Source organism: Caloranaerobacter azorensis DSM 13643, from assembly GCF_900129995.1.
GTDB classification, from domain to species: Bacteria; Bacillota; Clostridia; order Tissierellales; family Thermohalobacteraceae; genus Caloranaerobacter; species Caloranaerobacter azorensis.
Genome location: NZ_FQXO01000019.1, coordinates 11706 through 36503 on the forward strand (window position 1 = coordinate 11706; position 24798 = coordinate 36503).

General features: G+C 29.2%; 28 protein-coding genes. 1 reads left to right on the forward strand and 27 read right to left on the reverse strand.

Annotated features, from left to right (window positions below; translation table 11 throughout):
- From BUB51_RS04500 to BUB51_RS04510, 3 genes are read right to left on the reverse strand one after another with little or no spacing between them, the layout of a single operon-like run.
- Complete coding sequence (locus BUB51_RS04500) at positions 1 to 822, reverse strand: 2-oxoacid:ferredoxin oxidoreductase subunit beta (protein ID WP_073195866.1); 822 nt, start codon at positions 820 to 822, stop codon at positions 1 to 3.
- Positions 823 to 825: 3 nt separating this feature from the next.
- Positions 826 to 1959, reverse strand: a complete 1134-nt coding sequence (locus tag BUB51_RS04505) for a 2-oxoacid:acceptor oxidoreductase subunit alpha (protein WP_200791889.1) — start codon at positions 1957 to 1959, stop codon at positions 826 to 828.
- Positions 1959 to 2165, reverse strand: coding sequence for an indolepyruvate ferredoxin oxidoreductase subunit alpha (locus BUB51_RS04510; RefSeq protein WP_073195870.1), 207 nt, complete (start codon positions 2163 to 2165; stop codon positions 1959 to 1961). The genes BUB51_RS04505 and BUB51_RS04510 overlap by 1 nt, the downstream gene beginning before the upstream one ends.
- Before the next feature lie 402 nt (positions 2166 to 2567).
- On the opposite strand from BUB51_RS04510, the gene BUB51_RS04515 reads away from it, so the two are divergent.
- Complete coding sequence (locus BUB51_RS04515) at positions 2568 to 3206, forward strand: hypothetical protein (protein WP_073195872.1); 639 nt, start codon at positions 2568 to 2570, stop codon at positions 3204 to 3206.
- Between the two features lie 7 nt (positions 3207 to 3213).
- Here the strand turns inward: BUB51_RS04515 and BUB51_RS04520 are convergent, their stop codons facing one another.
- From BUB51_RS04520 to BUB51_RS12990, 24 genes are all read right to left on the reverse strand, one after another.
- Positions 3214 to 4611, reverse strand: a complete 1398-nt coding sequence (locus tag BUB51_RS04520; protein WP_035161095.1) for an oxaloacetate decarboxylase subunit alpha — start codon at positions 4609 to 4611, stop codon at positions 3214 to 3216.
- A gap of 11 nt (positions 4612 to 4622) precedes the next feature.
- Positions 4623 to 5195, reverse strand: a complete 573-nt coding sequence (mnmM, locus tag BUB51_RS04525) for a tRNA 5-(aminomethyl)-2-thiouridylate-methyltransferase MnmM (protein ID WP_073195874.1) — start codon at positions 5193 to 5195, stop codon at positions 4623 to 4625.
- Between the two features lies 1 nt (position 5196).
- A complete protein-coding gene (locus BUB51_RS04530; protein WP_073195876.1) occupies positions 5197 to 5643 on the reverse strand; it encodes a GNAT family N-acetyltransferase in 447 nt (148 codons plus the stop codon).
- 94 nt (positions 5644 to 5737) lie between these two features.
- Positions 5738 to 6445, reverse strand: coding sequence for a pseudouridine synthase (locus BUB51_RS04535; protein ID WP_073195878.1), 708 nt, complete (start codon positions 6443 to 6445; stop codon positions 5738 to 5740).
- A gap of 60 nt (positions 6446 to 6505) precedes the next feature.
- On the reverse strand, positions 6506 to 7786 hold the full coding sequence (locus BUB51_RS04540) for an FAD-dependent oxidoreductase (protein WP_073195881.1): 1281 nt from the start codon (positions 7784 to 7786) through the stop codon (positions 6506 to 6508).
- Complete coding sequence (locus BUB51_RS04545) at positions 7779 to 8750, reverse strand: sulfide/dihydroorotate dehydrogenase-like FAD/NAD-binding protein (RefSeq protein WP_073195883.1); 972 nt, start codon at positions 8748 to 8750, stop codon at positions 7779 to 7781. Before BUB51_RS04545 ends, BUB51_RS04540 begins: the two co-directional genes overlap by 8 nt.
- A gap of 122 nt (positions 8751 to 8872) precedes the next feature.
- A complete protein-coding gene (locus BUB51_RS04550; RefSeq protein ID WP_073195885.1) occupies positions 8873 to 9988 on the reverse strand; it encodes a D-alanyl-D-alanine carboxypeptidase family protein in 1116 nt (371 codons plus the stop codon).
- A gap of 201 nt (positions 9989 to 10189) precedes the next feature.
- The gene (gene ytfJ, locus BUB51_RS04555; RefSeq protein ID WP_073195887.1) at positions 10190 to 10624 is read right to left on the reverse strand and encodes a GerW family sporulation protein; all 435 of its coding nucleotides are present in this window, start codon (positions 10622 to 10624) and stop codon (positions 10190 to 10192) included.
- The gene (locus tag BUB51_RS04560; RefSeq protein ID WP_073195889.1) at positions 10625 to 11245 is read right to left on the reverse strand and encodes a DUF2953 domain-containing protein; all 621 of its coding nucleotides are present in this window, start codon (positions 11243 to 11245) and stop codon (positions 10625 to 10627) included. It abuts the gene before it with no gap.
- A 152-nt stretch (positions 11246 to 11397) separates the two neighbouring features.
- On the reverse strand, positions 11398 to 11937 hold the full coding sequence (scpB, locus tag BUB51_RS04565; protein WP_073195891.1) for an SMC-Scp complex subunit ScpB: 540 nt from the start codon (positions 11935 to 11937) through the stop codon (positions 11398 to 11400).
- Positions 11938 to 11965: 28 nt separating this feature from the next.
- Positions 11966 to 12700 (reverse strand): segregation and condensation protein A, encoded by a 735-nt coding sequence (locus tag BUB51_RS04570; protein ID WP_073195893.1) that lies wholly within the window; start codon positions 12698 to 12700, stop codon positions 11966 to 11968.
- Positions 12701 to 12726: 26 nt separating this feature from the next.
- On the reverse strand, positions 12727 to 13344 hold the full coding sequence (locus tag BUB51_RS04575) for a site-2 protease family protein (protein WP_073195895.1): 618 nt from the start codon (positions 13342 to 13344) through the stop codon (positions 12727 to 12729).
- Positions 13331 to 14653, reverse strand: coding sequence for a CCA tRNA nucleotidyltransferase (locus BUB51_RS04580; RefSeq protein WP_073195897.1), 1323 nt, complete (start codon positions 14651 to 14653; stop codon positions 13331 to 13333). The genes BUB51_RS04575 and BUB51_RS04580 overlap by 14 nt, the downstream gene beginning before the upstream one ends.
- Positions 14654 to 14750: 97 nt before the next feature.
- Positions 14751 to 15908: a D-alanyl-D-alanine carboxypeptidase family protein gene (locus BUB51_RS04585; RefSeq protein ID WP_073195899.1), complete on the reverse strand. Its 1158-nt coding sequence runs from the start codon at positions 15906 to 15908 to the stop codon at positions 14751 to 14753.
- A gap of 129 nt (positions 15909 to 16037) precedes the next feature.
- On the reverse strand, positions 16038 to 16610 hold the full coding sequence (locus BUB51_RS04590; protein ID WP_073195901.1) for a flavodoxin family protein: 573 nt from the start codon (positions 16608 to 16610) through the stop codon (positions 16038 to 16040).
- A gap of 195 nt (positions 16611 to 16805) precedes the next feature.
- A complete protein-coding gene (locus tag BUB51_RS04595) occupies positions 16806 to 18119 on the reverse strand; it encodes a pyrimidine-nucleoside phosphorylase (RefSeq protein WP_073195903.1) in 1314 nt (437 codons plus the stop codon).
- Positions 18119 to 18949 (reverse strand): purine-nucleoside phosphorylase, encoded by an 831-nt coding sequence (locus BUB51_RS04600; RefSeq protein ID WP_035161121.1) that lies wholly within the window; start codon positions 18947 to 18949, stop codon positions 18119 to 18121. The genes BUB51_RS04595 and BUB51_RS04600 overlap by 1 nt, the downstream gene beginning before the upstream one ends.
- Before the next feature lie 21 nt (positions 18950 to 18970).
- Complete coding sequence (locus BUB51_RS04605; protein WP_073195905.1) at positions 18971 to 19789, reverse strand: purine-nucleoside phosphorylase; 819 nt, start codon at positions 19787 to 19789, stop codon at positions 18971 to 18973.
- An 11-nt stretch (positions 19790 to 19800) separates the two neighbouring features.
- On the reverse strand, positions 19801 to 20976 hold the full coding sequence (locus BUB51_RS04610) for a phosphopentomutase (RefSeq protein WP_278294139.1): 1176 nt from the start codon (positions 20974 to 20976) through the stop codon (positions 19801 to 19803).
- A gap of 82 nt (positions 20977 to 21058) precedes the next feature.
- Positions 21059 to 21946, reverse strand: a complete 888-nt coding sequence (xerD, locus tag BUB51_RS04615) for a site-specific tyrosine recombinase XerD (protein ID WP_035161125.1) — start codon at positions 21944 to 21946, stop codon at positions 21059 to 21061.
- A 58-nt stretch (positions 21947 to 22004) separates the two neighbouring features.
- The gene (gene spoIIM, locus BUB51_RS04620; protein WP_073195907.1) at positions 22005 to 22655 is read right to left on the reverse strand and encodes a stage II sporulation protein M; all 651 of its coding nucleotides are present in this window, start codon (positions 22653 to 22655) and stop codon (positions 22005 to 22007) included.
- A gap of 76 nt (positions 22656 to 22731) precedes the next feature.
- Positions 22732 to 23277 (reverse strand): NUDIX hydrolase, encoded by a 546-nt coding sequence (locus tag BUB51_RS04625; RefSeq protein ID WP_073195909.1) that lies wholly within the window; start codon positions 23275 to 23277, stop codon positions 22732 to 22734.
- 55 nt (positions 23278 to 23332) lie between these two features.
- Positions 23333 to 24370: a DUF3866 family protein gene (locus BUB51_RS04630; protein WP_200791891.1), complete on the reverse strand. Its 1038-nt coding sequence runs from the start codon at positions 24368 to 24370 to the stop codon at positions 23333 to 23335.
- A gap of 158 nt (positions 24371 to 24528) precedes the next feature.
- Positions 24529 to 24798, reverse strand: a 270-nt coding sequence (locus BUB51_RS12990) for a hypothetical protein (protein WP_159430377.1), incomplete at its 5' end; no start/stop codon positions are given.

Sequence of the window (24798 nt, forward strand, 5' to 3'; positions counted from 1 at the left end):
CTATCTCTCCTTTTGGAAAATATTTATAATCTTATTGTACTCATCAGTATACTCAGGTTCAATAGATTTATAAAATTCACCAATAAGAAATTTTCCATTTAATCGTTCTGCATCCGAAGACTTTGCAGCTTTTATATTAATTGCATTGTCTTTTAAAAATTTCATCATATTAACTGCGTCTCCCTTTTTATTTTTTCTACCGTAATAGGTAGGACATACGCTTACCGTTTCTATAAAAGAAAAACCTTTATTTTGAATACCACTTTTAACTAATTCAGTAATTAATTTTGCATGATATGCAGTAGCTCTACCAACGTAAGTAGCTCCAGCAGCTTTTGCTAATTCACACAAATCAAAGTTTTTATCTATATTACCATATGGAGCAGTTGTACCCTTTTCTCCCTTTGGTGTAGTTGGTGAATATTGTCCGCCTGTCATTCCATATATATTATTATTAAATACAATTGTAGTTATATCTATATTTCTTCTCGCTGCATGAATTAAATGATTGCCACCAATTGCGGCACAATCCCCGTCGCCAGTTATAACAATCACTTTCAAATTTGGATTAGCCATTTTTATACCCGTTGCAAAGGCTAAAGCTCTACCGTGAGTTGTATGAAGTGTATTAAAATCTAAATAGCCAGGAGCTCTTGAAGAACATCCTATACCTGAAACTACACAAATTTCATCTTTGTTATAGCCAAGTTCATCAATAGCTTTTACTATTGACCTTAAAATTATCCCATGCCCACATCCAGGACACCATATATGAGGCAATCTATTATATCTAAAATACTTTTCAATAAGTCCACTAACCACAGTTTAAACCTCCTTAATCTTATCTAAAATTTCGTCAGGAGTTATTAATTCTCCATTAGCTCTACCGAAACCTATAACATTACAGTTTTTACCTGCAATTCTTTCTACCTCATAAACATATTGACCCAAATTCATTTCTACAACTATTATAGTTTTAACTTTTTTAGAAAGTTCGTCAATCTCTTCATCTGCAATAGGCCAAATTGTAATAGGTCTAAATAAACCTGCTTTAATTCCCATATCTCTTGCCATATCAATCGCACTTTTAGCCGATCTAGCGGTACTTCCAAATGCAACTATTGCAATTTCAGCATCATCCAAATTATATTCTTCAAAAGAAATTATATCCTCTTTGTTCACTTCTATTTTATCAATTAATCTTTTTATCAATTTTTCAGCTACAATAGGACTATTACTTGGAAAACCTGTTTCATCGTGTATTAATCCCGTAACATGAAAACGATATCCTTCTCCGTAAGACGCCATTGGAGGTACTAATCTTTCTCCCTTTGTTTCATATGGTCTATATTCTCCTATATCATTTTCAGGCTTTTCTCTATTTATTATCTCTATATCATCCTCATTAGGTATTTCTATCTTTTCCCTCATATGTGCAATCACTTCATCTAATAATAATATTACTGGCACTCTATATTTTTCAGATAAATTAAACGATCTTATAGTTAAATCAAAAGTTTCTCGTACAGAAGATGGTGTTAAAGCAATAATAGGATGATCTCCATGAGTCCCCCATCTCGCTTGCATTACATCTCCCTGAGCTGGTGATGTAGGTAATCCAGTACTAGGACCTCCTCTTTGTACGTTTACAATTACGCATGGAACTTCTGCAATAGAAGCATATCCAATATTCTCTTGTTTCAAAGAAAAACCTGGTCCACTAGTTGCTGTCATTGATTTTAAACCAGTTAACGATGCACCTATTATAGCAGCCATACTAGCTATTTCGTCTTCCATTTGTATAAATTTCCCACCAACTCTAGGTAATTTTTGAGCTGAAATTTCAGCTATTTCTGTAGAAGGAGTTATAGGGTAACCAGCAAAAAATCTCATACCTGCAGCTATTGCTCCTTCAACACATGCTTCATTCCCCTGCATTAACTTGACCTTTTTATCCATTATATCTCCCCCCTAAGAAATATTGCATAATCGGGACATCTCAATTCACATAAACCACATTTTATACAAGCATCTAAATTGATTATTTCTACTTTACCATCCTTTAATGCTAAAACTTTTTTTGGACAAAATTCTACGCAAATTCCACATCCTTTACACCAATCTTTTTTTATTATAAGTTCTTTATTCGTTATAGATGTGGGCATTTTAAGACCCCCTTTATACTTTTTTCATTTTTTATGATAGCAAAATATATATCATATTGCAATTTATTTTTCATTTTCTTAACTATTTTAATTCATTTTGCAAGTTTTATTTCATTTTATGCAAAATTAATAAAATACTAATTTTAAGTTTTCAGTTTCCAAACTAATCTAAATATCTCTTATCTCTAGCTCAATAGTTTCAATATCTTTAATTTATTCTATAACCAATATTTTTGGTAAATCTTTTTTAATTAAACTTTTTATAATTCTGCAAGAAATTTTTGCTATCCTTTCACATTCTATTTTTAAAAGTAGATAAAAATTACAATAGAATACAACTTAATATTATTTTCACATATGTAAATAATAATATTATTATACTGTTAGTTAGGAGTGATAATCTTGATACAAATTGATGATGCAGGCAGCGGAAGTCTTGTTGGAGGAACTTGTATTGGAGCTATGAGAGTAGAAACTGGCGAATTTTATTACGATATTATCCCCATTAAGTATTATTCAAAAGAGAATTTTAAAAGTAAATATTATTTAGATTATGTAGTAACTATAGTCAAAAAACTGTTTAAAAAATTAGATGTTGATAAAAATGAAAAAATTCTTGTATGTAGAGGATATATGTTTGATAATCTTAGAAAATGGCTAAATAGTCAAAATTATAATTATGAAAGTGTAAGTATAGGTGAACCGTTACAAACTAAAATCGAAACTACATTTGAAGAATATATGATTAAACTTGGGCTGCCTATAACATTCATTAGATATACAAAGTATCCATTTCATTTTCATAAAATACTTAAATGGGTATATGCAGATTATGAAAATAGATGTCATCTCTGCAAGACGGGCTGGAAAAGTTGGCAAAAATATGGAAACCTCAAAACTGAGGTTTCCACACAATTCTTAAATAAATCCAATTTTGTCTGTTTAAAATGCGGTAATAGTATTCCTAACAATTCTATTGTAAAAGTAATTAAATATACCAGTAATAAACCGACGACCATTTTTCTTCATAAAAATTGTTAATGTTCATTTATATCGGATATGTTTTTTCTTCTATATCTAATAGTGTATTATCTATTTTATATTTACTTGTCTGTCTATATTGGAAGAACTTAATTGCAATTTGTGGAAACAGAGCATATGTTAAAACATCTTCCTCTTGTTCTATGTACTCTTTAATTTCATTTTTTAATTGTTCTAATTGAGGCTGTAATAAATCGGCTGGTCTACCTTCATAAACTTCTGTATCGCCAATTATCTTCTTCTTTATTTCATCAGATATAGGTATAGTAGGTCTACCATATAATCCTTTTACATAATTTTTTATCTCTGAAGGCACCATTTTATACCTTTCACCCAAAATAACATTAAACACAGCCTGAGTACCTACCATTTGGCTCATTGGTGTAACTAATGGAGGATAACCTAAATCTTCTCTTACTTTAGGTACTTCTTCTAATACTTTCTCAAATTTATCTAAAGAACCCTGTTGCTCTAATTGTGAAACTAAATTTGATAACATTCCACCTGGCACCTGATATATTAGCGTTTTAGCATTCACTCCTAAAACTTTAGGATTTAGCAGTCCCTCTTTTAAATATTTATCTCTAATAGGTCTAAAATACTCAGCTATTTCATTTAATAAATTTAAATCAAGACCAGTATCATATGGAGTATCTTTTAAAGATGCAACCATAGGTTCAGTTGCCGGTTGACTTGTTCCTAATGCAAAAGGCGAAATAGCAGTATCAATTATATCTACACCCGCTTCAATCGCCTTCAAATATGTCAAATTAGCAATACCACTAGTAAAGTGAGAATGCAACTCTATCGGTAAATCTACTTCTTCTTTTATTTTTTTTATCAGTTCTTCAGCTGCATATGGTAACAATATCCCCGACATGTCTTTAATACATATAGAGTCTGCCCCGATTTCCTCCATTTCTTTAGCTTTTTTAACATAATAGTCAATATCATGCACAGGACTTATGGTAAATGATATCGCTGTTTGAGCATGACCTCCAGCTTTTTTAGTTGCATTAACTGCTGTAACTAAATTTCTTACATCATTTAAAGCATCAAAAATTCTTATTATATCTATACCATTATATATTGACTTTTTGACAAATTCCTCTACCACATCGTCTGGATAATGCTTATAACCTAACAAATTCTGTCCTCTTAAAAGCATCTGTAGTTTAGTATTTTTTATAACTTTCCTAATTTTTCTTAATCTTTCCCACGGATCTTCATTTAAAAATCTTAAACATGCATCAAATGTGGCTCCTCCCCAAACCTCTAATGCATGGAATCCTACTCTATCAAGTTTTTCTGCAATAGGCAGCATTTCTTCAGTTTTCATTCTTGTAGCTATTAATGATTGATGAGCATCTCTAAATATTGTTTCTGTAATTTTTACTTTACTCATTAAATAACCTCCTATAAATTTTTTTCAATAGCAATAATCAAAGGTGGATTATTTATCTGATTGATAAATTCAAACTTAATAACTGTATATTGTTTTTGATTTAATTCTTTAACAAATTGTTCTATACTGTTTTTTTCTAATTCACCCATTTCATGCCCATGATATATTACCAATACTATGATACCGTTTTCCTTTAGAATTCCTAAAGACTTTTCTATCGCCTTAATTGTAGAATCAGGTTTCGTTGTTATTTCATGATTACCACCAGGAAGATATCCTAAATTAAAAATTACTAAATCCACTTTTTCGTTTACATAATTATCTATATTTTCGTGACTATCTTTTATAAGTATTACTCTATTTAACAAATTAGAATCCGTCAATTTATTCTTCGTATTCTCTATAGCTTTACTTTGTATATCAAATCCATATACTTTGCCAGTCTCTCCAACTAATTTTGCTAGAAAAACTGTATCATAGCCATTTCCTACAGTAGCATCAATAACAACATTTCCTTCTTTCACTCTAGCCTCTATTATTTTTTTAGCTATATCTGTAGCCTTAGTAAAGTACTTTCTATTCATTTCAACATCCCCTTCTCATCTGACAACAGCCATCCCTAAAAAACTCTTCAGTATTACAAACTATTAATTTATCTGAATTTATATTATTTACCTTTAAAAATTCTTTCTCATCTATATCGGCTGATTTAAACCCTTTCTTTTGTAAATATGAATTTTCATAAGGATAATATATTTTCTTAATAAAATTTAAATCACAATAATTTAATATAGCCCTTAATAAAGAATCTCCTAAATCTTCTCCTCTTCTATCCGAATCTATAACTAAATAATTCAATACCCCAATATTTTCTATAACAGTAATTTTAGCAACTCCAATAAATTCTTCATTTTCTTTCATAACATATATAATCTGACTTAAATCAGTTTCTTCTTGAAATCCATTTTTAACTAATAGCTTATTCACTTCTGCTAATTCTTCTCTTTTATTTATCTTTTTTGCAGATATCATTTTCTTACCTCCAAAAATCAAATATTAAACAATTTTATTATATCAAATATTTTTGTTTTTTAAAGAAAAAGTCATTATGACTTTGTCATAATGACTACAAACTTTTTAAATATTCAATTTCCTTCTTACTTAAATAACGCCAATTTCCTTTTTTTAAATTTCCTAAATTAATTTTACCAATAGCTACTCTTTTCAAGCTTATCACAGGATGATTTATCTTTTCACACATCTTTCTAACCTGTCTGTTTTTACCTTCATGTATCGTTATTTTTACTATAGAATAATTATTATATTTTTTTAACACTTCTATTTTGGCCTTTGACGTTATATAGTCATCAATTTTTAATCCATTTCTAAATTTATTTAATTCTTCTTCAGTAGGAATTCCTTTGATTTTAGCAATATAGACTTTTTCAACTTCATGTTTAGGGTGAGTCAATCTATATGTCAAATCCCCATCATTCGTAAGAAATATGAGCCCCGAAGTATCATAATCTAACCTTCCAACAGGATATATCCTTTCATTTATATTCTTTACTAAGTCGAGTACAGTAGGACGATTAAATTGATCTTTAACTGTTGTAATATAACCTTCTGGTTTATTAAGTGCTATATAAATATAATTTTCTTTTTTTATAACCCGTTTATTATCAAACAATACTATGTCAGTATCAGGATCTATCTTATAACCCAGTTCATCAATTACTTTCCCATTAACTTTTACTCTACCCTGTAAAATTAGTGCTTCAGATTTTCTCCTAGATGCAATTCCGCACATAGCTAAGTATTTTTGTAATCTCAAACTATCCTTCTCCTTTTCATTAGTTTTTGATACATAAATATAATATTTATCTTTAAAATATCATAAAAGTCTTTCTTCGTAAATATTTAATAAGTCCAATCTTTGTACTCTTCGTTTAATTTCTTTTTTGTCTGTTGTATATAAATCTTTCTCTTTCATCCTTTCAAAATATTCAGCCCCAGCAAAAGTATACCTCCTTTTGAGTCCTTCTTTCGTCTTAATTTGCTCATTTGCATATGCTATTAAATCCCCTATTGCTAAACTTCTTGGTAATTCAAGTAAAGGCATTCCCAAACTTAATCTCACACTATTATGCCCTGCTAAAGAACCTGTAACTATTGCTTCTGTATGACCAACAAATAAACCTGATTTTTCTCCCGCACATAATAAGTTATCTACCCCTATAACTTTCATTGCATTATTCCTTGGAGCTATCGATAAATATCTTATAGAATTACCTTTACCTCCCGAATAAGGATCTTCATATCTAGCATTTTCTAACCCTTTTATCTTTCTCAATTTTTCTAAAGGATAAAATGGAGTCATCAATTTTACATGCCCTGTATCAAGTAATATAATATTTTCTGCAAAATCCTTAAGGGCATATTGCTGACAGACCTTTAAATCTAATTTATCAAAATTAACGTCTTCTTTAGGAACAGGTAATATAACAACTCCTTCTTTATTCAACTTTTCTCTAATTTCTTCGCTAAGTGATTCCTTGTTAAGTTTACATGAACCGCTAAAAGCTCCATATGATTCGTCCCCTCTTTGTCCTAATATATCTTCTACTCCAGCTCTTTTGCTTATGCTTATTCTTGGGCCAAATGACGGGCATCTTAAAATACACATAGAACACCCATTTCCATATTTCAAACAATTGCCCATAGGACCTGTTGAACCTGTTGTTTCGATAAAAACATCCCCAGAAATAGTCGTATCATCTGATAAAACGACACTTTTAATAGCTTTACTATCCATTTCAACGTCATTAACTCTTTTTTGTAATAATATTTTTATCCCAATCTCCTTTAAAAATCTTCTTACCATAGGTTCAACCTTAATTACATCATATAATGATGCATGCTTATGTCCAGGAAATTCAACATTAACATGTCTAGCAGCTCTATCTGTTATATTAAATAATTCTTGTCCTCCTAAACAAATATTTTCTTCAGTAGCTGTATACCTACCATTATTTCTCATTATTCCTCCAACATTACCTAATCCTAATAACATATCAGTCTTTTCAATTAAAATTACATCTCCACCAGCCTTTTTTGCCGTAATCGCTGCTGCACAACCAGCCCATCCTCCGCCAATCACTACAATTCTAGCCAAGCATATTCCTCCTTTCGACTGTCTTCTTAACATCCATTTGAGATTTACAAGCCTTTATTATTTCGCCATTTTCAGTAAATGTAGTACAGCTACCACAAATACCTTCTCCACAGCAAAACTTCTCGTTATTTGTAACAACAAGATTTGAATTGCAATTATTTTTTTCTAGTAAATCAAGAATACGTTTTTGCAATAAATCTGAACCTCCAACATAAACAAGTCCATAATTTTCTTTAGCCAAAATACTATCAACTAATAATTCCCCTTCATTTTCCATTAAATTAACTTCAGTATAACCTATTTTTAAATCTTTTAAGTACTTCGATAAAAATATTTTGCCGACTCTCCCTTTATCTAATATTACTTTTAAATTACAGCCGTTTCTATTAAGTTTCTTAATAACTGATAAAGTAGGTGCCTGAGCTATCCCTCTTGCTAAAATTAAACAATTTTCATTTCGTGTACTTTTAATATATTTTATTCCTATCAATCCATTCCAAAATGGTCCCCTAACAAGTACTTTATCATTTAATTTTTTTAACATTTTTGTTTTAGCACCTATTGTTTGATATGCTATATAGATGTATTCATTCATATCGTCTGCATCCATAACTGACATAGGTACATCATAATAATGTGGCAGATTAACATCTCTCAAAAAAACATAAGCTCCCGGTTCTTTTAATTGTCTAGAAAGTGTTCTTGACGTTTTTATTTTCAATATTGTTAAATTACCTTCATGTTCTATTTTTTCTTCTATTTCACAAACAGTTTCGCTTCTTAAACTCTTACTTTTATTCCCATTCCAAACATACTCTTGATAAACACATACGCCTCTCCAATTACAATCACAAAATTCCTTACCTTGTAAATGAGAACATATTAAACAATCATTTGTTTCTGCTAAATGGCATGGGCAATATTCACTTCCAATATCTACACATTCTATTCTATGTTGAACCAATTTTATCCCCCTTTACAATTAATCTATAATATTAAAATATTTAATAAAACAATTTTTTGTTACAAAAAAAGCTTCTAGCAATTAGCTAGAAGTTTATAGCTAATTAAACAAAATCTTTGTTGTTAATTATTAAGAATCTTTCTTAAATAGTCAGTTATTTTTACAAATATTGATTTCTCCTCTATTCTATATTTAGTTACTAAATCATTAACCGCAAATAGCTTGCCATTTAAATAAATCCTTATTTTCCCTACTTTTTGATTTTTTTCAATTGGAGCATATATTTTTTCTGGAAGCTCGATTTTTACTTTTATATTTTCAATTTCACTATCTTTCATCGGAATAATTAATTCTTTATTAGTAACTATAGGAATCTTTTCTTTATTTCCATTTATAACTTCAACATTTTTTATAAATTGGCCTTTATTGAAAACTACTTTAGGTTTAAACAAACTAAATCCATAATCTAATAACTTGTAACAATCGTTAAACCATGAATAATCGTCTAATACTATTGCTATAAGTTGCATACCGTTTTTGGTTGCACTTGACACAAGACATCTTCCAGCTCTTTTTGTATATCCAGTTTTAACTCCATCGCCACCTTCATATTGCCATAATGTTTTGTTTTTATTATAAAAATATTTATTTATATCCCTATCTGCAATCCAAAGTTTTGATTTTACAATATCTCTAAACTCTTTTTTCTTTAATGCCTCTCTAGTTATCAATGCCAAATCATAGGCTGTAGTATAATGATTTGCATCGTGTAAACCGTGCGGATTGGTGAAATTTGTATTAATAGCGCCTAGCTCTTTTGCCTTTTCATTCATTAATTTTACAAAATTATCTACTGTTCCACCAATATGTTCTGCAATAGCCATCGCCGCATCATTACCAGATCTTAACATAAGTCCATATAATAAATCTCTTAATGTAAGAGTTTCTCCCTCTTTTAAATATATACTAGAACCTTCAATCCCTACCGAATTCTTCTTTATTGTAACTATATCATCCAAATTTCCATACTCTATAGCTATTAAAGCTGTCATTATTTTAGTTGTACTAGCCATTGGAAGTTTTATATGAGGATTATATGAGAACAATATTCTCCCTGTATTTACTTCCATCAAAATACTACTTTTAGCATTAAGCTCTATCGGTTCACAATATGAATTATGTGAACTTAAAAGTATAAGAATAATTGCAACAAATAATAATTTTCTATACCTTTTCATCCAAACCACTCCACTTATCTTCTATTTATAAAGCATAATAGAGTAGAGATAATCTCTACTCTCGGACTGTTGACAAACTTATCTTTTAAAATATTTTATGAAAATGAAAGCGAATGCTTGAAAGAATTTAGTTTTCGTCCGCATGAGCGTCATTTTCATATATATTTTACTTTGTCAACAAGCTAAGAGTAGAGATAATCTCTACTCTTTCGTACTGCCTTCAGAATTTTTATGTTTATCCTTGCTTTTTATAATGCTCTGCAAACTTTCTGTTACTTTAGGTATAAACTCCAACAGACTATTTAATGTATTAACTCCTTGATCTACAGATAAAAGCTTAATCTGTCCATTACCAACTACAATAAATGCAACTGGCTGAACCGAAACTCCTGCTCCTGAACCTCCCATAAATGGCAATTTATCATAATCAGACTTATCATCTTTACCATTTTTGAACTTACCTAATTTATACTCTCCTCCACCAGAAGTAAAGCCTACAGTAATTTTAGAGATTGGAATAATTACAGCCCCATCTGGAGACTCAACAGGATCTCCAACAATTGTATTAACATCAACTATTTCTTTTAGACTTTCCATTGTCGTCTTCATTAAACCTTCAATTGGATGTTCTGACATCTAATTCACCACCTTTAAATACTTGAATCCCTTTATTCCCGCAATAATAATATGTACTAACTTAATCTTAATTATACAGTCAAATATAACATCAAATTTGTTAGACTTATATGAAGGATGAACTGCAAAATCTATTTCTTTAATTTCTTTTTTATTCAGCAAATATGATAAAATAAATGATTTAATTTGTAATAATATGCCGCAAGTAATTGCGGATATAAAAGCATCTGACGTTCCAATATTACTAATCCAAACAATCTTCTCTACTTCCAGATTTTCAATTATATAATCAGTCAATTCTCTTATATACTTTCTTTTTTTTATAAAATTTTTATAGATATTAATAAACTGTTTGTAAGTTACTATATTTTTATCGACAAATATATCTTTTTCGTTTTGTCCAACTTCTATCTTATTTTTAATTCTTAAAGCCAATTTCCTATTATAATCAATAAGTTTAACCATCGGAATGTTTATTTGTATTTTAGATATTCCATATATAGATATTATCTTTATCTCCAAATCATTATTATTATTCTTTCTATAAAATTCTATTTCTATACTTATTGGTGCATATAGTAAAATCAAAATTAAAAAAATAAAAATCAATATTATTTTCATTATTTCACCTCTTAATGCAAATTAAACCTACACTACTATTTTTTCCAATAAAAAAAAATCTATTAATATTCCCATAAGTCAAAAATAATTACTTTTAAATAAAAAAACTTCAGACACATACTTGAGTCCGAAGTTTTTCTCTTATGAAAATACTATTCAATATTTTCTAAATCTATCTCTGTTAAATCTTTTAGCTCTGGTAATTCATCAATAGACTTCAAACCAAATTGTAATAAAAACTCATCGGTTGTACCATACAAAATCGGCCTACCTGTTTTTTCTAATCTTCCTACTTCCTTTATTAGTTTCTTGTCGAGAAGTGTATTAAGAGCTTTATCACATTTGACACCACGTATAGCTTCTATCTCTGTTTTTGTAATAGGCTGTTTATAGGCTATAATAGAAAGAGTCTCTAAAGCTGCATTTGATAAACCTTTACTCGTTTTAGGTGTATAAAGTTTAGAAATCCATTCATGATGTTCCGGCCTTGTACTTAATTGATATTTATCATTGAACTGAACTATTTGTACCCCTCTTCTATTATAGTTAAATTCTTCTATCATATCATTTATTATATTATATGCATCTTCTTTTGAAATACCAATAATAGAAGAAATATCTTTAAGCGAAAGAGGATCGCCCCATGTAAACAATAAAGCTTCAATAATAGATTTTATTTCTCTTTTGTCCATCATTAACCCCCTTGAATTTACAAATGCTTTAACACTTTAATGTTATATATATATTCCCAAAGTTTTTTTCTTGTTTAATAGCAATAACCTTTAACCTCATAAGTTCAAGGAGAGAAAGAAATGTAACAACTATATATATTCTAGATGAATTCTTATCAAATAGCTCTGAAAATGTAACTGTCTTTTTTTCATTTAATATTTTCTCTATTCTCTTCATACTCTCTTCTATTGAAATTTCATCTCTCTTTATTTCATGTATATTGATTTTCCTTGTTTCTATATTATTTCTTTTCATTATATTACAAAAAATTTTAAATAAGTCCTCAATTTTTACATTTTCTAATTCTAGGTTTTCATTTCGTATATCTAAATCTATCTCTTCTCTAGGTTTAAAAAAAAGTTTTCTTTGCAGTTCTTCTCTCTCTTTTAATTTGATTGCAGCTTCTTTAAATCTCTTATAATCAATTAATTTCTTTACCAAATCTTCTCTAGGATCCACTTCTTCAATTTCAAGTTGCTTACCTTCATCTTTCTTTTTGGGTAAAAGCATTTTAGACTTAATTTCTAATAACGTTGCTGCCATCAGCAAAAATTCACTCGTTATTTCAAGATCTAAATCCTTCATCTTCTCTAAATATTCCAAATACTGTTCAGTTATTTTCGATATTGGAATATCTCTTATGTCTACTTCATTTTTATCTATTAAATGTAATAGTAAATCCAAAGGTCCTTCAAAAATCTCTAGTACTACATTATATCTCATATCGAAAACTCCCGTAAATTCTATTTTTATATGATAATGTTTAACAATTTAATCCAGAAATTTATTAAAGAATTTAATACATTATCAATTGTATCGGTTAATAATAAAAATATCAATATAGGGTAAAAATAATTCTCGTATTCTACTAAAAATGAGCCAAATTTATCAGGAAGAATACTATATAATATCTTGGAGCCATCTAAAGGTAGTATTGGCAATAAATTAAACATCCCTAATACTATATTGTACCACATTAATATGTTTAAATATTGATGTATCGCCTCATTTAATACTATTCCTCTAGTAAGTAAAATAGCTAGAATTATAGTAAAAAATAGATTAGATAAAGGGCCTGCAATAGAAACAATAAAAATGCCTCTTTTTTTATTTTTAAAATTATTTGGATTTATAGGTACCGGTTTTGCCCATCCAAATCCAACAGTTAAAAGTAATATAAATCCAATAAAGTCTATATGACGTATTGGATTAAGCGTAAGTCTCTTATTTACTTTCGCCGTATTATCCCCTAATAAATAAGCAACATAACCATGTGCTAATTCATGTAAAGTAATAGAAATTAATAAAGCAGGTATCAAATAAACCTTATACATTAAAGTAGTCCATAATTTGTTAATTATCGCCATCATTATACCACCTTTTATTCTTCTTAATAATATCATTTAATATTTCTAATTGCTCTTTCTCTGTATATGCTTTTTTTGCAATTATATTAAATATCAATTCATCCTTAATTCGTTTATATATTGGCCCCGGTTTTAAATCATATTTTTTAATATTTTCACCAGATACAAATAATTTCATATTGTTATAAATTTCACTATATTCTATCAATTTCTTAATAAAGATATTGTTGTCAAAATTTGTTATAGCAAAATATATCAATCCCTCTATATTAACTAAATCAATAATTTTATAAATCGTTACAGTAGAAATCTTATCTTTATTTATAAGATTATTAACATATTTATAGTTATTCTTAATACTTACTATTATTTTCCTAATTTTCTTTGGTATATTTAATTTATCAAATAATCCTAATAAATAATTTGAGCCTATATTATGAAATAACACTAATAGATTAATCACTTGCATACTTTCAATCGTAATATTATAAAGTTCACAAATTAAAGGTAATTCGTCATCAATTATCCTAAAGTATTCTATAATCTTTTCATCAATATAATCTGATAAAAATGTATTTTGAAATAATCTATATTCATATAATATACGAATACCTATATATTTTTTATTTGATAGAAAGATTTTTACTATCTCCCTAAAAATTCTATCCTCGCTGACAAATCTAATATATCCTTTTTCAACCGAATCGAACAATAATTTTTTAGTATCTTCTTCAATTTCAAACCCCAGTTTATAAGCAAACCTCACAGCTCTAATCATTCTTGTAGGATCATCTATAAAACTCTTCTCATGAAGTATTCTAATTTTTTTATTATTTAAATCCCTTATTCCACCAACGAAATCTAATATTTCTAAATCAGGTAATTTTTTTATGTCAACTAATAAACAATTAATTGTAAAATCTCTTCTTTTTACGTCTTCCGATAAACTCCCCTTAAAAACAATAGGCAATGCACCGGGATTCTCATAAATTTCTTTTCTTGCCGTTGTTACATCTATATTAATCCCATTTTTCAGCTCTATTGAGCCCGATAAAAAATTCTTATAATATCTTTTTTCTCCACCTATCCTTTCATATAATTTCTCTAAAAAATCCATAGCATTTTCTACTGCTACAAAATCTACATCACTGCTTTCATTTCCAAGCATAATATCTCGAACTTGTCCACCTACTAAATAAACCTCTTTATTATATTTTTTGGCTATCTCACTTGCAATAAATAATATATTTTTAATTTCAGTATTTATTGTATATTGTTTTAATTCTCTCCTATAAACTTCTAATTTCATACAATCACCTTAAAAAAACATGCTAGATATATTTTACAACCATTTTAGAAATAAATCAAAATATATCTAGCATTCAAGATTTAAAATTTCTATATATCTATATAGTACCTAACATCGTTCTAAATATCTTTCTTATTGAATCTTTAACAGAAGCTTTATTTATATCTTCTTTAATAATTAAATTAACTCTGCCAATCTCCTTTTCTCCCACTTTATAAATTATTTCTCCTACTTTACTATCTTTCGAAACGGGAGCATTAATATAACTTGGTAAAATAACCTCTTTCTCTATATTTATTGAACTTCCCTTTTTAGCCAAATAATTCAAATCACTTTCCACTACAACTTCTACACTTTCAACTTTACCCTTCTGAATAGGTATTTTTCCTACTACAGTACCCTTTTTAGCTAAAATGATTGACTGATAATTTGCAAATCCATAATCTAATAACTTTTTAGATTCTCTAAACCTAATACTCGAATTTTTACACCCCATTACTACACTAATTAATGTTAAATTTCCTCTTGTAGCCGAAGCAGATAAACAATATCCTGCCTTTCTAGTAAATCCAGTTTTAATTCCATTGGCTCCTTTATAATCATGTATTAATCTATTAGTATTAACTAGATTTTGTATAACATCTTTTTCTTTACCTACCTTTATCGAACTCATCCATAAAGTTAACCATTGATGTATTTTTTTATGTTTTAATAACTCTTTAGACATTATACTAACATCATAGGCAGAAGTATAGTGTCCTTCTTCATCTAGCCCTGTAATATTCTTAAAACTAGTATCCTCCATACCTAATTCTTTCGCTTTATTATTCATCATTTCTATAAATATCTCTTCACTTCCTGCTATATGTTCGCCCAATGCCACAGCTGCATCGTTAGCCGAACGTAAGCAAATCGACTTTATTAAATCCTCAACTGTTTGCTGTTCTCCTTCTTCCAAGTAAATTTGGCTTCCACCCATACTCGATGCGTTAGAACTTATTATTACTTCGTCATCTAGTTTTATTTTATTCGACTCTAGAGCTTCCATAGCAAGTAGAAGAACCATTATTTTAGTTATACTTGCAGGAGCTAATTTTTCATGAGGATTTTTTTCATAAATAACTTTACCCGATAGTGCATCTATTAATATTGCAGACTTTGCTTGAATATCAAATTTAGAATCCGCAAAACACATCAAAGAATTAAAAATCAGTATGAACATAATTATCACTGAAAATATTCTTTTTATATGCATCAAATACCTCCTTTTCTATTGTGTTTATAATTATGTTATCCATCAGATAAACAAGTTATTCAAAGAAAAAAGGAGGCTATCAGAAGATTAAGTAACTATATTAAACAACAACTTGTAATTATATATAATTTAACTATCTATTAAATTATCTACAAAATCCGTTAAATCTAATTGAACTTGAGGTACATTTATTAAATTACCTTCAATTGATCTTTGCCCGTACTTACTACTCTGCAATAAAAGAATATTGACGTTTTTTTGAGTATTAATATGATAATTTTTAATTATATTTACTACATCATTACCACCTGCTTCTTCATTTCCTATGACAATATAAGCCTTCTTCACTTTTTCATATCTTTTATAGATTTCTTCTGTCTGAAAAATAATCTGTGAACGTTCACGCCATGCAAAATATAATGCCGGTGGAGCTGCACTATATACCGGTATTACCATTATTGTATAATCACTTTTCATTATACTTTCATATACAAAGTAAATATCATCATCTTTAGGACATTTTGGAGAAGAATTAAAACACTCATATTCACAATCAACACACGGCCTTATATCTAAATCTACCATTCTAATTTTAGAGACATTAATATTCCTTTTTTGTAAATATCTACTTATAAAATCTAATATTTTAGAACAGTTTCCATCACTTTTTCTTCCACTAAATGAAATAAGTAATACATTCATAAATATTACTCCCTTTCAATCGATTTGTAAATTCTATAATTTTCTTTACCGACTGTCAATTTTTAGGCTTAAATAGTTATCTATATCTAATTTTAAAAAATATAGTTGAAATTTTCAAAAAATAATTAAAATAGTTTATCCTTTTAATTAGATTATAAAATACACAAATTAAGAGGTTATCTTTTCGATAACCTCTTAACTATTTTTCTTTACGATCGTAAATATTAATTTTTTCTCATCTTTATTTTTATCACCGATTTTGATTATATCCTTCAACCTTCTTACTATTTCTTCACCTTTTCCCTTATCATTAGAATGAACATATGCTAAAACTTCACCTTTTGAAACTTTATCATCTACTTTTTTCGCTAAAACTATACCTGCTGATAAATCTATTTCACTCTCTTTCGTTTCTCGCCCTGCACCTAAAAATAATGCACATTTACCAACCTCTTCTGCATTCATTGATTGCACATAACCATCTTCATCACTTTTTACTTCCAAAACATATTCAGCCTGTGGTAATAAAGAAGTATTCTTCACGTAATTAACATCTCCACCTTGTGCCTCTACAAATTCTATAAACTTTTCATAAGCTTTACCACTTTCTAAAACATCTACTAGTTTTTCTCTCGCTTCATCTAAATATTTAGCTTTATTACCAATAACTAACATATGTGAGCCTAATGTTAAACAAAGCTCTACTAAATCTTCTGGCCCATTATTCCTTAATGTCTCAATAGCTTCTTTAACCTCTAATGCATTACCTACTGCATATCCTAGTGGTTCATCCATATTAGAAATCACAGCAACTGTTTTTCTGCCCATACTATTACCTATGTCTACCATTTCCTCTGCTAATTTATATGCGTTATCAAAATCTTTCATAAAAGCTCCACTACCAACTTTTACATCTAATACAATTCCATCAGAACCTACCGCTAACTTCTTACTCATAATACTACTTGCAATCAAAGATATATTATCTACTGTCGCAGTAACATCTCTTAAAGCATAAAGTTTTTTGTCTGCAGGCGCAATGTCCCCTGTTTGCCCGCAAACTGCAATATTTATATTATTCACATTTCTCGTAAATTCCTCTTTGCTAAGCTCTATTCTCAAACCTTTAATAGATTCTAATTTATCTAAAGTTCCTCCTGTATGTCCAAGCCCTCTACCTGACATTTTAGCTACAGGAAGTCCACAAGCTGCAACCATAGGCCCTAAAACTAATGTCGTTTTATCGCCTACTCCTCCAGTGCTATGTTTATCTACTTTAATACCTTCTATATTTGATAAATCAATTTTATCTCCTGAATCTAACATAGCTTTAGTTAAATCAACAGTTTCTCTTTTTGTCATTTTATTAAGAAAAATCGCCATTAAAAGTGCCGAAATTTGATAATCCGGAATATCTCCTTTTGTATAACCTTCTACAAAAAATTCGATTTCTTCTTTAGTTAATTCAAAACCGTCCCTTTTCTTCTTTATTATATCGTACATTCTCATTATAATACCACCTCTTTAACTATCCCCTTGACAAGCTGTATAAATTTTGGCCTCGTCTCATTAGCTACTTTTATTACTTGCTCATGACTTATTGATTTAATTTCATGTGCGATTGCCATATCAGTTACACAGGAAATACCTAAAACTCTTAATCCAGCATGATTAGCTACAATTACTTCAGGAACTGTAGACATTCCTAGAGCATCAGCACCTAATTTTCTTAACATACTCAACTCTGCTCTTGACATATAATTCGGCCCACTGATAGCAATATAAACGCCTTGTTCTGTTTTTATTCCTAACTTATCCCCTACCTTTTTAGCTGTTTCAATTAATTCTTTATCATATGCATGAGACATATCTGGAAATCTTGGCCCTAATTCTTCATAATTTGGCCCAATTAAAGGATTATCTCCCATAAAGTTAATATGATCTTCTATTAGCATTAAAGCTCCTGGGTAAAGCTTTTCTTTATTCATACCTCCACAAGCATTAGTTACCAATAACATTTTTACGCCTAATTCCTTCATAATTCTAACTGGGAATGTAACCTCTTGCATTGAATATCCTTCATAATAATGGAATCTACCCTTCATAGCTACAACTTTTTTACCTTCTAAAGTTCCGAATACAAGTTTACCTTCATGTCCTTTAACAGTAGAAACAGGAAAGTTTGGTATCTCTTCATATTTTAAAACTATGCTATCTTCGATTTCATCTGCTAATGTTCCCAATCCAGAACCTAATATTAAACCAATTTCAGGACTGAAATCTACCCTTTCTTTTATGTAATTACTAGTTTCTTTAATCTTCTCAATTAAATTTTTCATCTTTTTACCTCCTCAACTCAATTAAATTTCTTTAAGAACATTTTTAACTAATTTTATAAACTTGTTTTTTACTTTAATAGTCGTTTCTATAACCTCACTATGATCTAATGGTTGATCTAATATTCCAGCAGCCATATTTGTTATACAAGAAATACCTAGTACTTCAATACCTGAATGAACTGCAACTAATACTTCTGGAACTGTCGACATTCCAACTGCATCTCCACCAAGAAAAGATGCCATTCTTATCTCTGCTGGTGTTTCATAAGTAGGCCCACTCATAAAAACGTATGTTCCTCTTTTCATCTGTATTCCTAACTCTTCACCTACTTTAAACGTAAGATCTATTAACCTTTCTGAATAAGCATGAGACATATCTGGAAATCTCGGCCCTAACTCTTCATAATTTTTTCCTATTAACGGATTATCAAAAGCAAAATTTATATGATCCTCAATAACCATAAGATCACCAGGAGTAAACTCCTTATTTACTCCTCCCGCTGCATTTGTCACAATTATTTTTTCTACACCTAAAGCCTTCATTACTCTAACCGGAAAAGTTACTTCTTGTAGTGAGTATCCTTCATAATAATGGAATCTTCCTTGCATTGCTATAACTTTTTTACCTTCTAATTCTCCAATTACAAGACGTCCTTTATGTCCTTTAACAGTAGATGTAGGAAAATGAGGAATTTCCTTATATTCAATAAATGTTGGATTTTCTATCTCATCTGCTAATGAACCTAATCCAGAACCAAGTATTAGTCCGATTTTAGGCTCAATATCTATTCTCTCTTTAATAAAATTAGTACTTTCTTTAATCTTATTTAACAAATCCATAGCTTTCACTCCTATCTTTTTATGATTAAATTTGCAAAACTATTGCCATTTATAGATTTTTCTATTCCTAGAACATCTAAAATTGTTGCTCCAATATCTGCAAAGGTTTCTCTTGTTCCCAAATTAACACCACTTTTCACTTTACTACCATATACTAGAATAGGTATATACTCCCTTGAATGATCAGTACTTGGAGTCGTTGGATCACAACCATGATCTGCTGTTATTATTAGAATCTCATCATCTTTTAAATTTTCAATTATTTCAGGTACTCTCTCGTCAAATTCCTTTAACGCCTGTGCATATCCCTCTACATTATTTCTATGGCCATACTTCATATCAAAATCAACTAAATTAGTAAATATTAATCCATTTTTATCTGTCTTCATAAACTCAATAGTTTTATCTACACCATCCATATTGTTTTTTGTATGAACGCTCTCTGTTATTCCTACACCAGCAAATATATCCTCAATCTTACCTACAGCCATAACATCATAGCCATTATCTTTAATTTCATCTAGAATTGTCCTCTGAATAGGCTTCAATGCAAAATCTCTTCTATTTGGAGTTCTATAAAATTCGCCTGGTTTACCTAAAAACGGACGAGCTATTACTCTTCCCACACTATGCTTTCCTGTTAATATTTGTCTTGCCTTTTCACACATATCATAGAGCTCTTCAACAGAAATTATTTCTTCATGTGCAGCAATTTGAAACACACTATCAGCAGAAGTATATACTATAGGATAGCCTGTTTCCATATGCTCTTTCCCAAGTTCTTCAATTATGACTGTACCAGATGCCGGTTTATTACCTAAAACTTTTCTCCCAATAGCCTCTTCAAATTTAGATATTACTTCAGAAGGAAATCCATCGGGATAAGTAGGAAATGGTTTTTCAAGGATAATACCTGCAATTTCCCAATGCCCTGTTGTAGTATCTTTACCGGCTGATTTCTCTAGCGATCTGCCAAATGAACCAATAGGTTCATCTGTTTTCCTTATTTCATTAACCCCTTCTATCAAACCTAATCCTAATCTTTCTAAATTAGGTAATTGTAATCCCCCTAATTGTTTTGAAATATTGTCAACAGTATGACTTCCTTCATCTCCATACATTTTTGCATCTGGAAGTGCACCTATACCTACACTATCTAATACAATCAATGTAACTCTTTTTATCATAATTTCACCTTCCTTCAATAGAATAGTATACCCCAAAGTATAAGAATAAAATCAGAAAAAATCAACCCCACATGATGTGGAGCTATGCTCTCGGATGAGTTTTATTATAAACATCCTTTAAGGTAGGTTTTGTAATTTTTGCATATACTTGAGTAGTAGATATATCTGAATGTCCTAACATCTCCTGAACAGATTTTAAATCGGCACCATTTTCAATCAAATGTACTGCAAATGAATGCCTTAAAGTATGTGGCGTTATAGCTTTATTTAAATTAATCTTTTTTGTATATGACTTTATAATTTTCCAAAATCCTTGTCTAGTTAATCTTTTACCATGATAATTTAAAAACAATGCCTTTATACTGTCATCTTTAACAAAATTCTTTCTATGATTTAATAAATATTCATTTAAAATATTTATTGCAAACCTTCCTATTGGTATATTTCGCTCATTTGAAGAATTCCTTGAACATACCAAAAAACCTAATTCTAAATCAATATCATCTATATCTAAGGCTACTAATTCGGACACCCTTATTCCTGCCGCATAAAGCAATTCTAGCATTGCTCTATCCCTAACGCCTTTCGAGGTATTCAAATCTGGTTGCTCTAGTAATAATTCTACTTCTTTAGGCGTTAAAATTTGAGGTAATTTTTTTTCACATTTAGGAGATTGTAAATTTACAGTTGGATCCTTTTTCACTATACCCTCATTCAAAAGAAATTGATAAAAACTCCTTACTGATGCTAAATTTCTTGAAACAGTAGAAGGGGCTCGTCCAATTTTTTGCAAATAAACCAAATACGTTATAATAGTAGTCTTATTAACCAATTTAAAATCATTTATATTATTTTCCATAATATATCTTTTAAATTGTCGCAAATCTCTACTATATGATTCAATTGTATTATTAGAGGCCTCTCTTTCATATAGTAAATACTCCAGAAACTTATTTAAAAGCGAATCCATAAAACTTCCCCTTTTTAATTACAATTACTTAAAAACGTAATAACATATTTATATTAAATTACTTCATAAACACTGTCAAGTAATTATTTATTACTTTAAGGAAAATTGGAGTTGTAAAAGACTCAACTAAACTCCCTATAATTATAATAATCGATATAATAAACATAGTTATGGTGTAATTAACAAATCTATTCAAAAAACTTGGCCGTCTGATTACATTAATCCTATTTTTCAAGATTGAAATAGAAAATAAAATAGAGATTACTGATGTTACGATAAAACCAAAAATTAGAAAAACATTTTGAGGCAGTAAATAAAGTAAAGATAAAGTTAATCCTTTAATCTTAAATTCCTTAATGAAAAATGCTACTGTAAAACCGATTATAAAACCTCTTAAAGCTATTATTATCAATACTATAGGTACGCCAATTACAGTTATACCCAATAACCAAATTGCAATAATTGTCTGTATGTTATTAGTTATTGAATACCTAAAAACCTTTATTGTATTTAAATCTGCATCTTTACTAATAATACTAGAAAAAGAGCCTAAATAGTTTATAATTTGCTCTCTAGCAGTATCATCTACAGTCCGTATTGTAATCGCTCCTGTTGAAATGCCTATCATTAAAAAAACAATAACTAAAAAATACAAAAAAATATATTTTTGAAAATGATTGTTAAATATTTTCTTAAGATTAACACCCAAAACAATCACCCCTCAAGTAAGCTCCTAAAAAATAGTATGCTTACATGAAGGATAATATTACTAATCATAATTGTATCTAAAAGTTTTTATTTGACATTAACATTTTTGCAGTATAAATGCCTATTATAGTTTTACTATCCAATATTTCTCCATTAATCACCATATCATATAATTCATCTATCTTCTTTGTATACACTTCTATGTACTCATCATTATCAGGATTAGACTCTCCTTTGATTAGCCCTTTTGCTAGAAATAAATACATTTTTTCATTACAGAAACCGGGTGAAGTATAAAATTCATACAGGTATTTCATCTCTTTTGCTGTAAAACCTGTTTCCTCTAAAAGTTCTCTTCTGGCACATTCTTCAGGCTCTTCCCCAACTTCTAATTTGCCAGCTGGTATTTCTAAAAGTATTTTCTCCACCGCTTTTCTAAATTGTTTCACTAATACCAATTCATTTTCGTCCGTAATCGCTATAATTGCAACTGCTCCAGGATGTTCTACTATTTCACGTTTTGAATATTTTTTATCTGGTAATTCTACTGTATCTATTCGTAAATTCAATATTTTACCCTCATATATTCTTTCTGTTTTCATTGTATTTTCTTCAAAAATCATGGTATTCCCCTTCCTTTATGTTTATATTCTCCTTTATATATATTATCAATAAAGTTTATATTTTTGTAAAGTCATTATTATTAAGATACTCAACTATTTTCTTTGCAACCGCACCTAATGTATAAAAATATTCTACATCTTCAGAAAAATGTCTTCCCATCGTTGTAACATCAATTTCATAAAACTCAAAAGCATTTTTTATATCTGTACCATCTTCTAAAAAAACATTATGCTTTTTATCTATATTATAATTTTTTATTTGTTTCATTATATAATCTAACTTTTCTCGTTCTAATACAGGAAGAACAATATTAGTTCTTGAATACATTAATTCACTTAATACTGTAAGTGTATGATGACTAATCCCTTTATGTCTTATTCTACTATCACTAAAACTAATTCTTGGAATTGCAAAACTAATTCCTTTAAATTTGTTAACAGCATCCAGTATATAAGCTTGTTCTGTACCACTAAAACCATATTTAGTGCCTGTACCTACAATGCCTGGGCCCATCGTTATAATAGCTACATCGCTTTTTAAAATTGACTTTGAAGTTATCAATCCAGTATAAATATTAATACATTCATAATCTCCTCCGAATGAATGGCCTATTGTAATCGTATTATTTATTATTCGTTTATTCTTTAATTCACGTACAGTATTACTGAATTGAATCGGTAAAGCTCCACCATCCGTCATTATATAACTGATTCTCGCTTTAGGTTTTAGCCATTTTATCACACAAGCTATAGGAGCTAGCATACTATGCAACGTTCCCACAGCTACAATGAAGTTATCTAAAGAACTAAACGTTTCAAATACTTTCTTATACCTCTCTTGTTCTTCGACAGTTTTACACTTTAGTTGCAGAGGAGTATACCTCAACTTTATAATATGTCCATCTCTTTTACTCTCTTTTTTCTTTAACCTCATATTATAAATAATAAAATGATAGCCACCAGTACCTAAATCTAAATCTATAGCCGTTGTATTTAATATGACAACATCGCCAATCTCTACATTACCCGTTATATCTATGTAATTAATTGCCTTATAAAATTTATCTTCTATTTTTACCTTTACTGTTGTCATTTTATCATATCGCTTTATTATATCTACTACACTGCCAATTTTTATATTTAACAGTTTTATCTCCCTCCTATTATCTACCCAAATGATCTATATAATTTAATATTCTATTCTTTTCAATTATCTTCAATTCGTAATATGAAAAATTAAATTCATCTATGCTATACTAAAGCTAAAATAGGATCAAGGAGTGATTGAATCTCTTCGCTACAAGAACTATACAATTTTATAAATTCTAGGAAGTTGAAGATTGCAAAGTACCTACCCCTGTAGATTATTACTTTCTTTTCTTTTTTACATACATACTTCTTTATAGCTACTGGTAAACTTTTTTTGGCATACTTTTGCCCTTCTTCTGTGTTTTTGTATATTTGAAAATACATATATCCTATCAATAACATAACTATATGAAATACTATAAAGTTGTATTT

What these genes read in the sequence shown, in the direction of transcription:
- BUB51_RS04550 (WP_073195885.1), bottom strand. Translation starts at nt 9,988, where the DNA reads ATGAAAAGGTATAGAAAATTATTATTTGTTGCAATTATTCTTATACTT.
- BUB51_RS04580 (WP_073195897.1), bottom strand. Translation starts at nt 14,653, where the DNA reads ATGAAATTAGAAGTTTATAGGAGAGAATTAAAACAATATACAATAAAT.
- BUB51_RS04575 (WP_073195895.1), bottom strand. Translation starts at nt 13,344, where the DNA reads ATGGCGATAATTAACAAATTATGGACTACTTTAATGTATAAGGTTTAT.
- BUB51_RS04520 (WP_035161095.1), bottom strand. Translation starts at nt 4,611, where the DNA reads ATGAGTAAAGTAAAAATTACAGAAACAATATTTAGAGATGCTCATCAA.
- mnmM (WP_073195874.1), bottom strand. Translation starts at nt 5,195, where the DNA reads ATGAATAGAAAGTACTTTACTAAGGCTACAGATATAGCTAAAAAAATA.
- BUB51_RS04560 (WP_073195889.1), bottom strand. Translation starts at nt 11,245, where the DNA reads ATGAAAATAATATTGATTTTTATTTTTTTAATTTTGATTTTACTATAT.
- xerD (WP_035161125.1), bottom strand. Translation starts at nt 21,946, where the DNA reads ATGGATTCGCTTTTAAATAAGTTTCTGGAGTATTTACTATATGAAAGA.
- BUB51_RS04570 (WP_073195893.1), bottom strand. Translation starts at nt 12,700, where the DNA reads ATGAGATATAATGTAGTACTAGAGATTTTTGAAGGACCTTTGGATTTA.
- BUB51_RS04590 (WP_073195901.1), bottom strand. Translation starts at nt 16,610, where the DNA reads ATGAATGTATTACTTATTTCATTTAGTGGAAGAAAAAGTGATGGAAAC.
- scpB (WP_073195891.1), bottom strand. Translation starts at nt 11,937, where the DNA reads ATGGACAAAAGAGAAATAAAATCTATTATTGAAGCTTTATTGTTTACA.
- BUB51_RS04505 (WP_200791889.1), bottom strand. Translation starts at nt 1,959, where the DNA reads ATGGATAAAAAGGTCAAGTTAATGCAGGGGAATGAAGCATGTGTTGAA.
- BUB51_RS04625 (WP_073195909.1), bottom strand. Translation starts at nt 23,277, where the DNA reads ATGATTTTTGAAGAAAATACAATGAAAACAGAAAGAATATATGAGGGT.
- BUB51_RS04530 (WP_073195876.1), bottom strand. Translation starts at nt 5,643, where the DNA reads ATGATATCTGCAAAAAAGATAAATAAAAGAGAAGAATTAGCAGAAGTG.
- BUB51_RS04510 (WP_073195870.1), bottom strand. Translation starts at nt 2,165, where the DNA reads ATGCCCACATCTATAACGAATAAAGAACTTATAATAAAAAAAGATTGG.
- BUB51_RS04600 (WP_035161121.1), bottom strand. Translation starts at nt 18,949, where the DNA reads ATGAAAAATTTAATTGAGAAGATTAAAGAAACTAGTAATTACATAAAA.
- BUB51_RS04585 (WP_073195899.1), bottom strand. Translation starts at nt 15,908, where the DNA reads ATGCATATAAAAAGAATATTTTCAGTGATAATTATGTTCATACTGATT.
- BUB51_RS04605 (WP_073195905.1), bottom strand. Translation starts at nt 19,789, where the DNA reads ATGGATTTGTTAAATAAGATTAAAGAAAGTACTAATTTTATTAAAGAG.
- BUB51_RS04610 (WP_278294139.1), bottom strand. Translation starts at nt 20,976, where the DNA reads ATGATAAAAAGAGTTACATTGATTGTATTAGATAGTGTAGGTATAGGT.
- ytfJ (WP_073195887.1), bottom strand. Translation starts at nt 10,624, where the DNA reads ATGTCAGAACATCCAATTGAAGGTTTAATGAAGACGACAATGGAAAGT.
- BUB51_RS04595 (WP_073195903.1), bottom strand. Translation starts at nt 18,119, where the DNA reads ATGAGAATGTACGATATAATAAAGAAGAAAAGGGACGGTTTTGAATTA.
- BUB51_RS04630 (WP_200791891.1), bottom strand. Translation starts at nt 24,370, where the DNA reads ATGACAACAGTAAAGGTAAAAATAGAAGATAAATTTTATAAGGCAATT.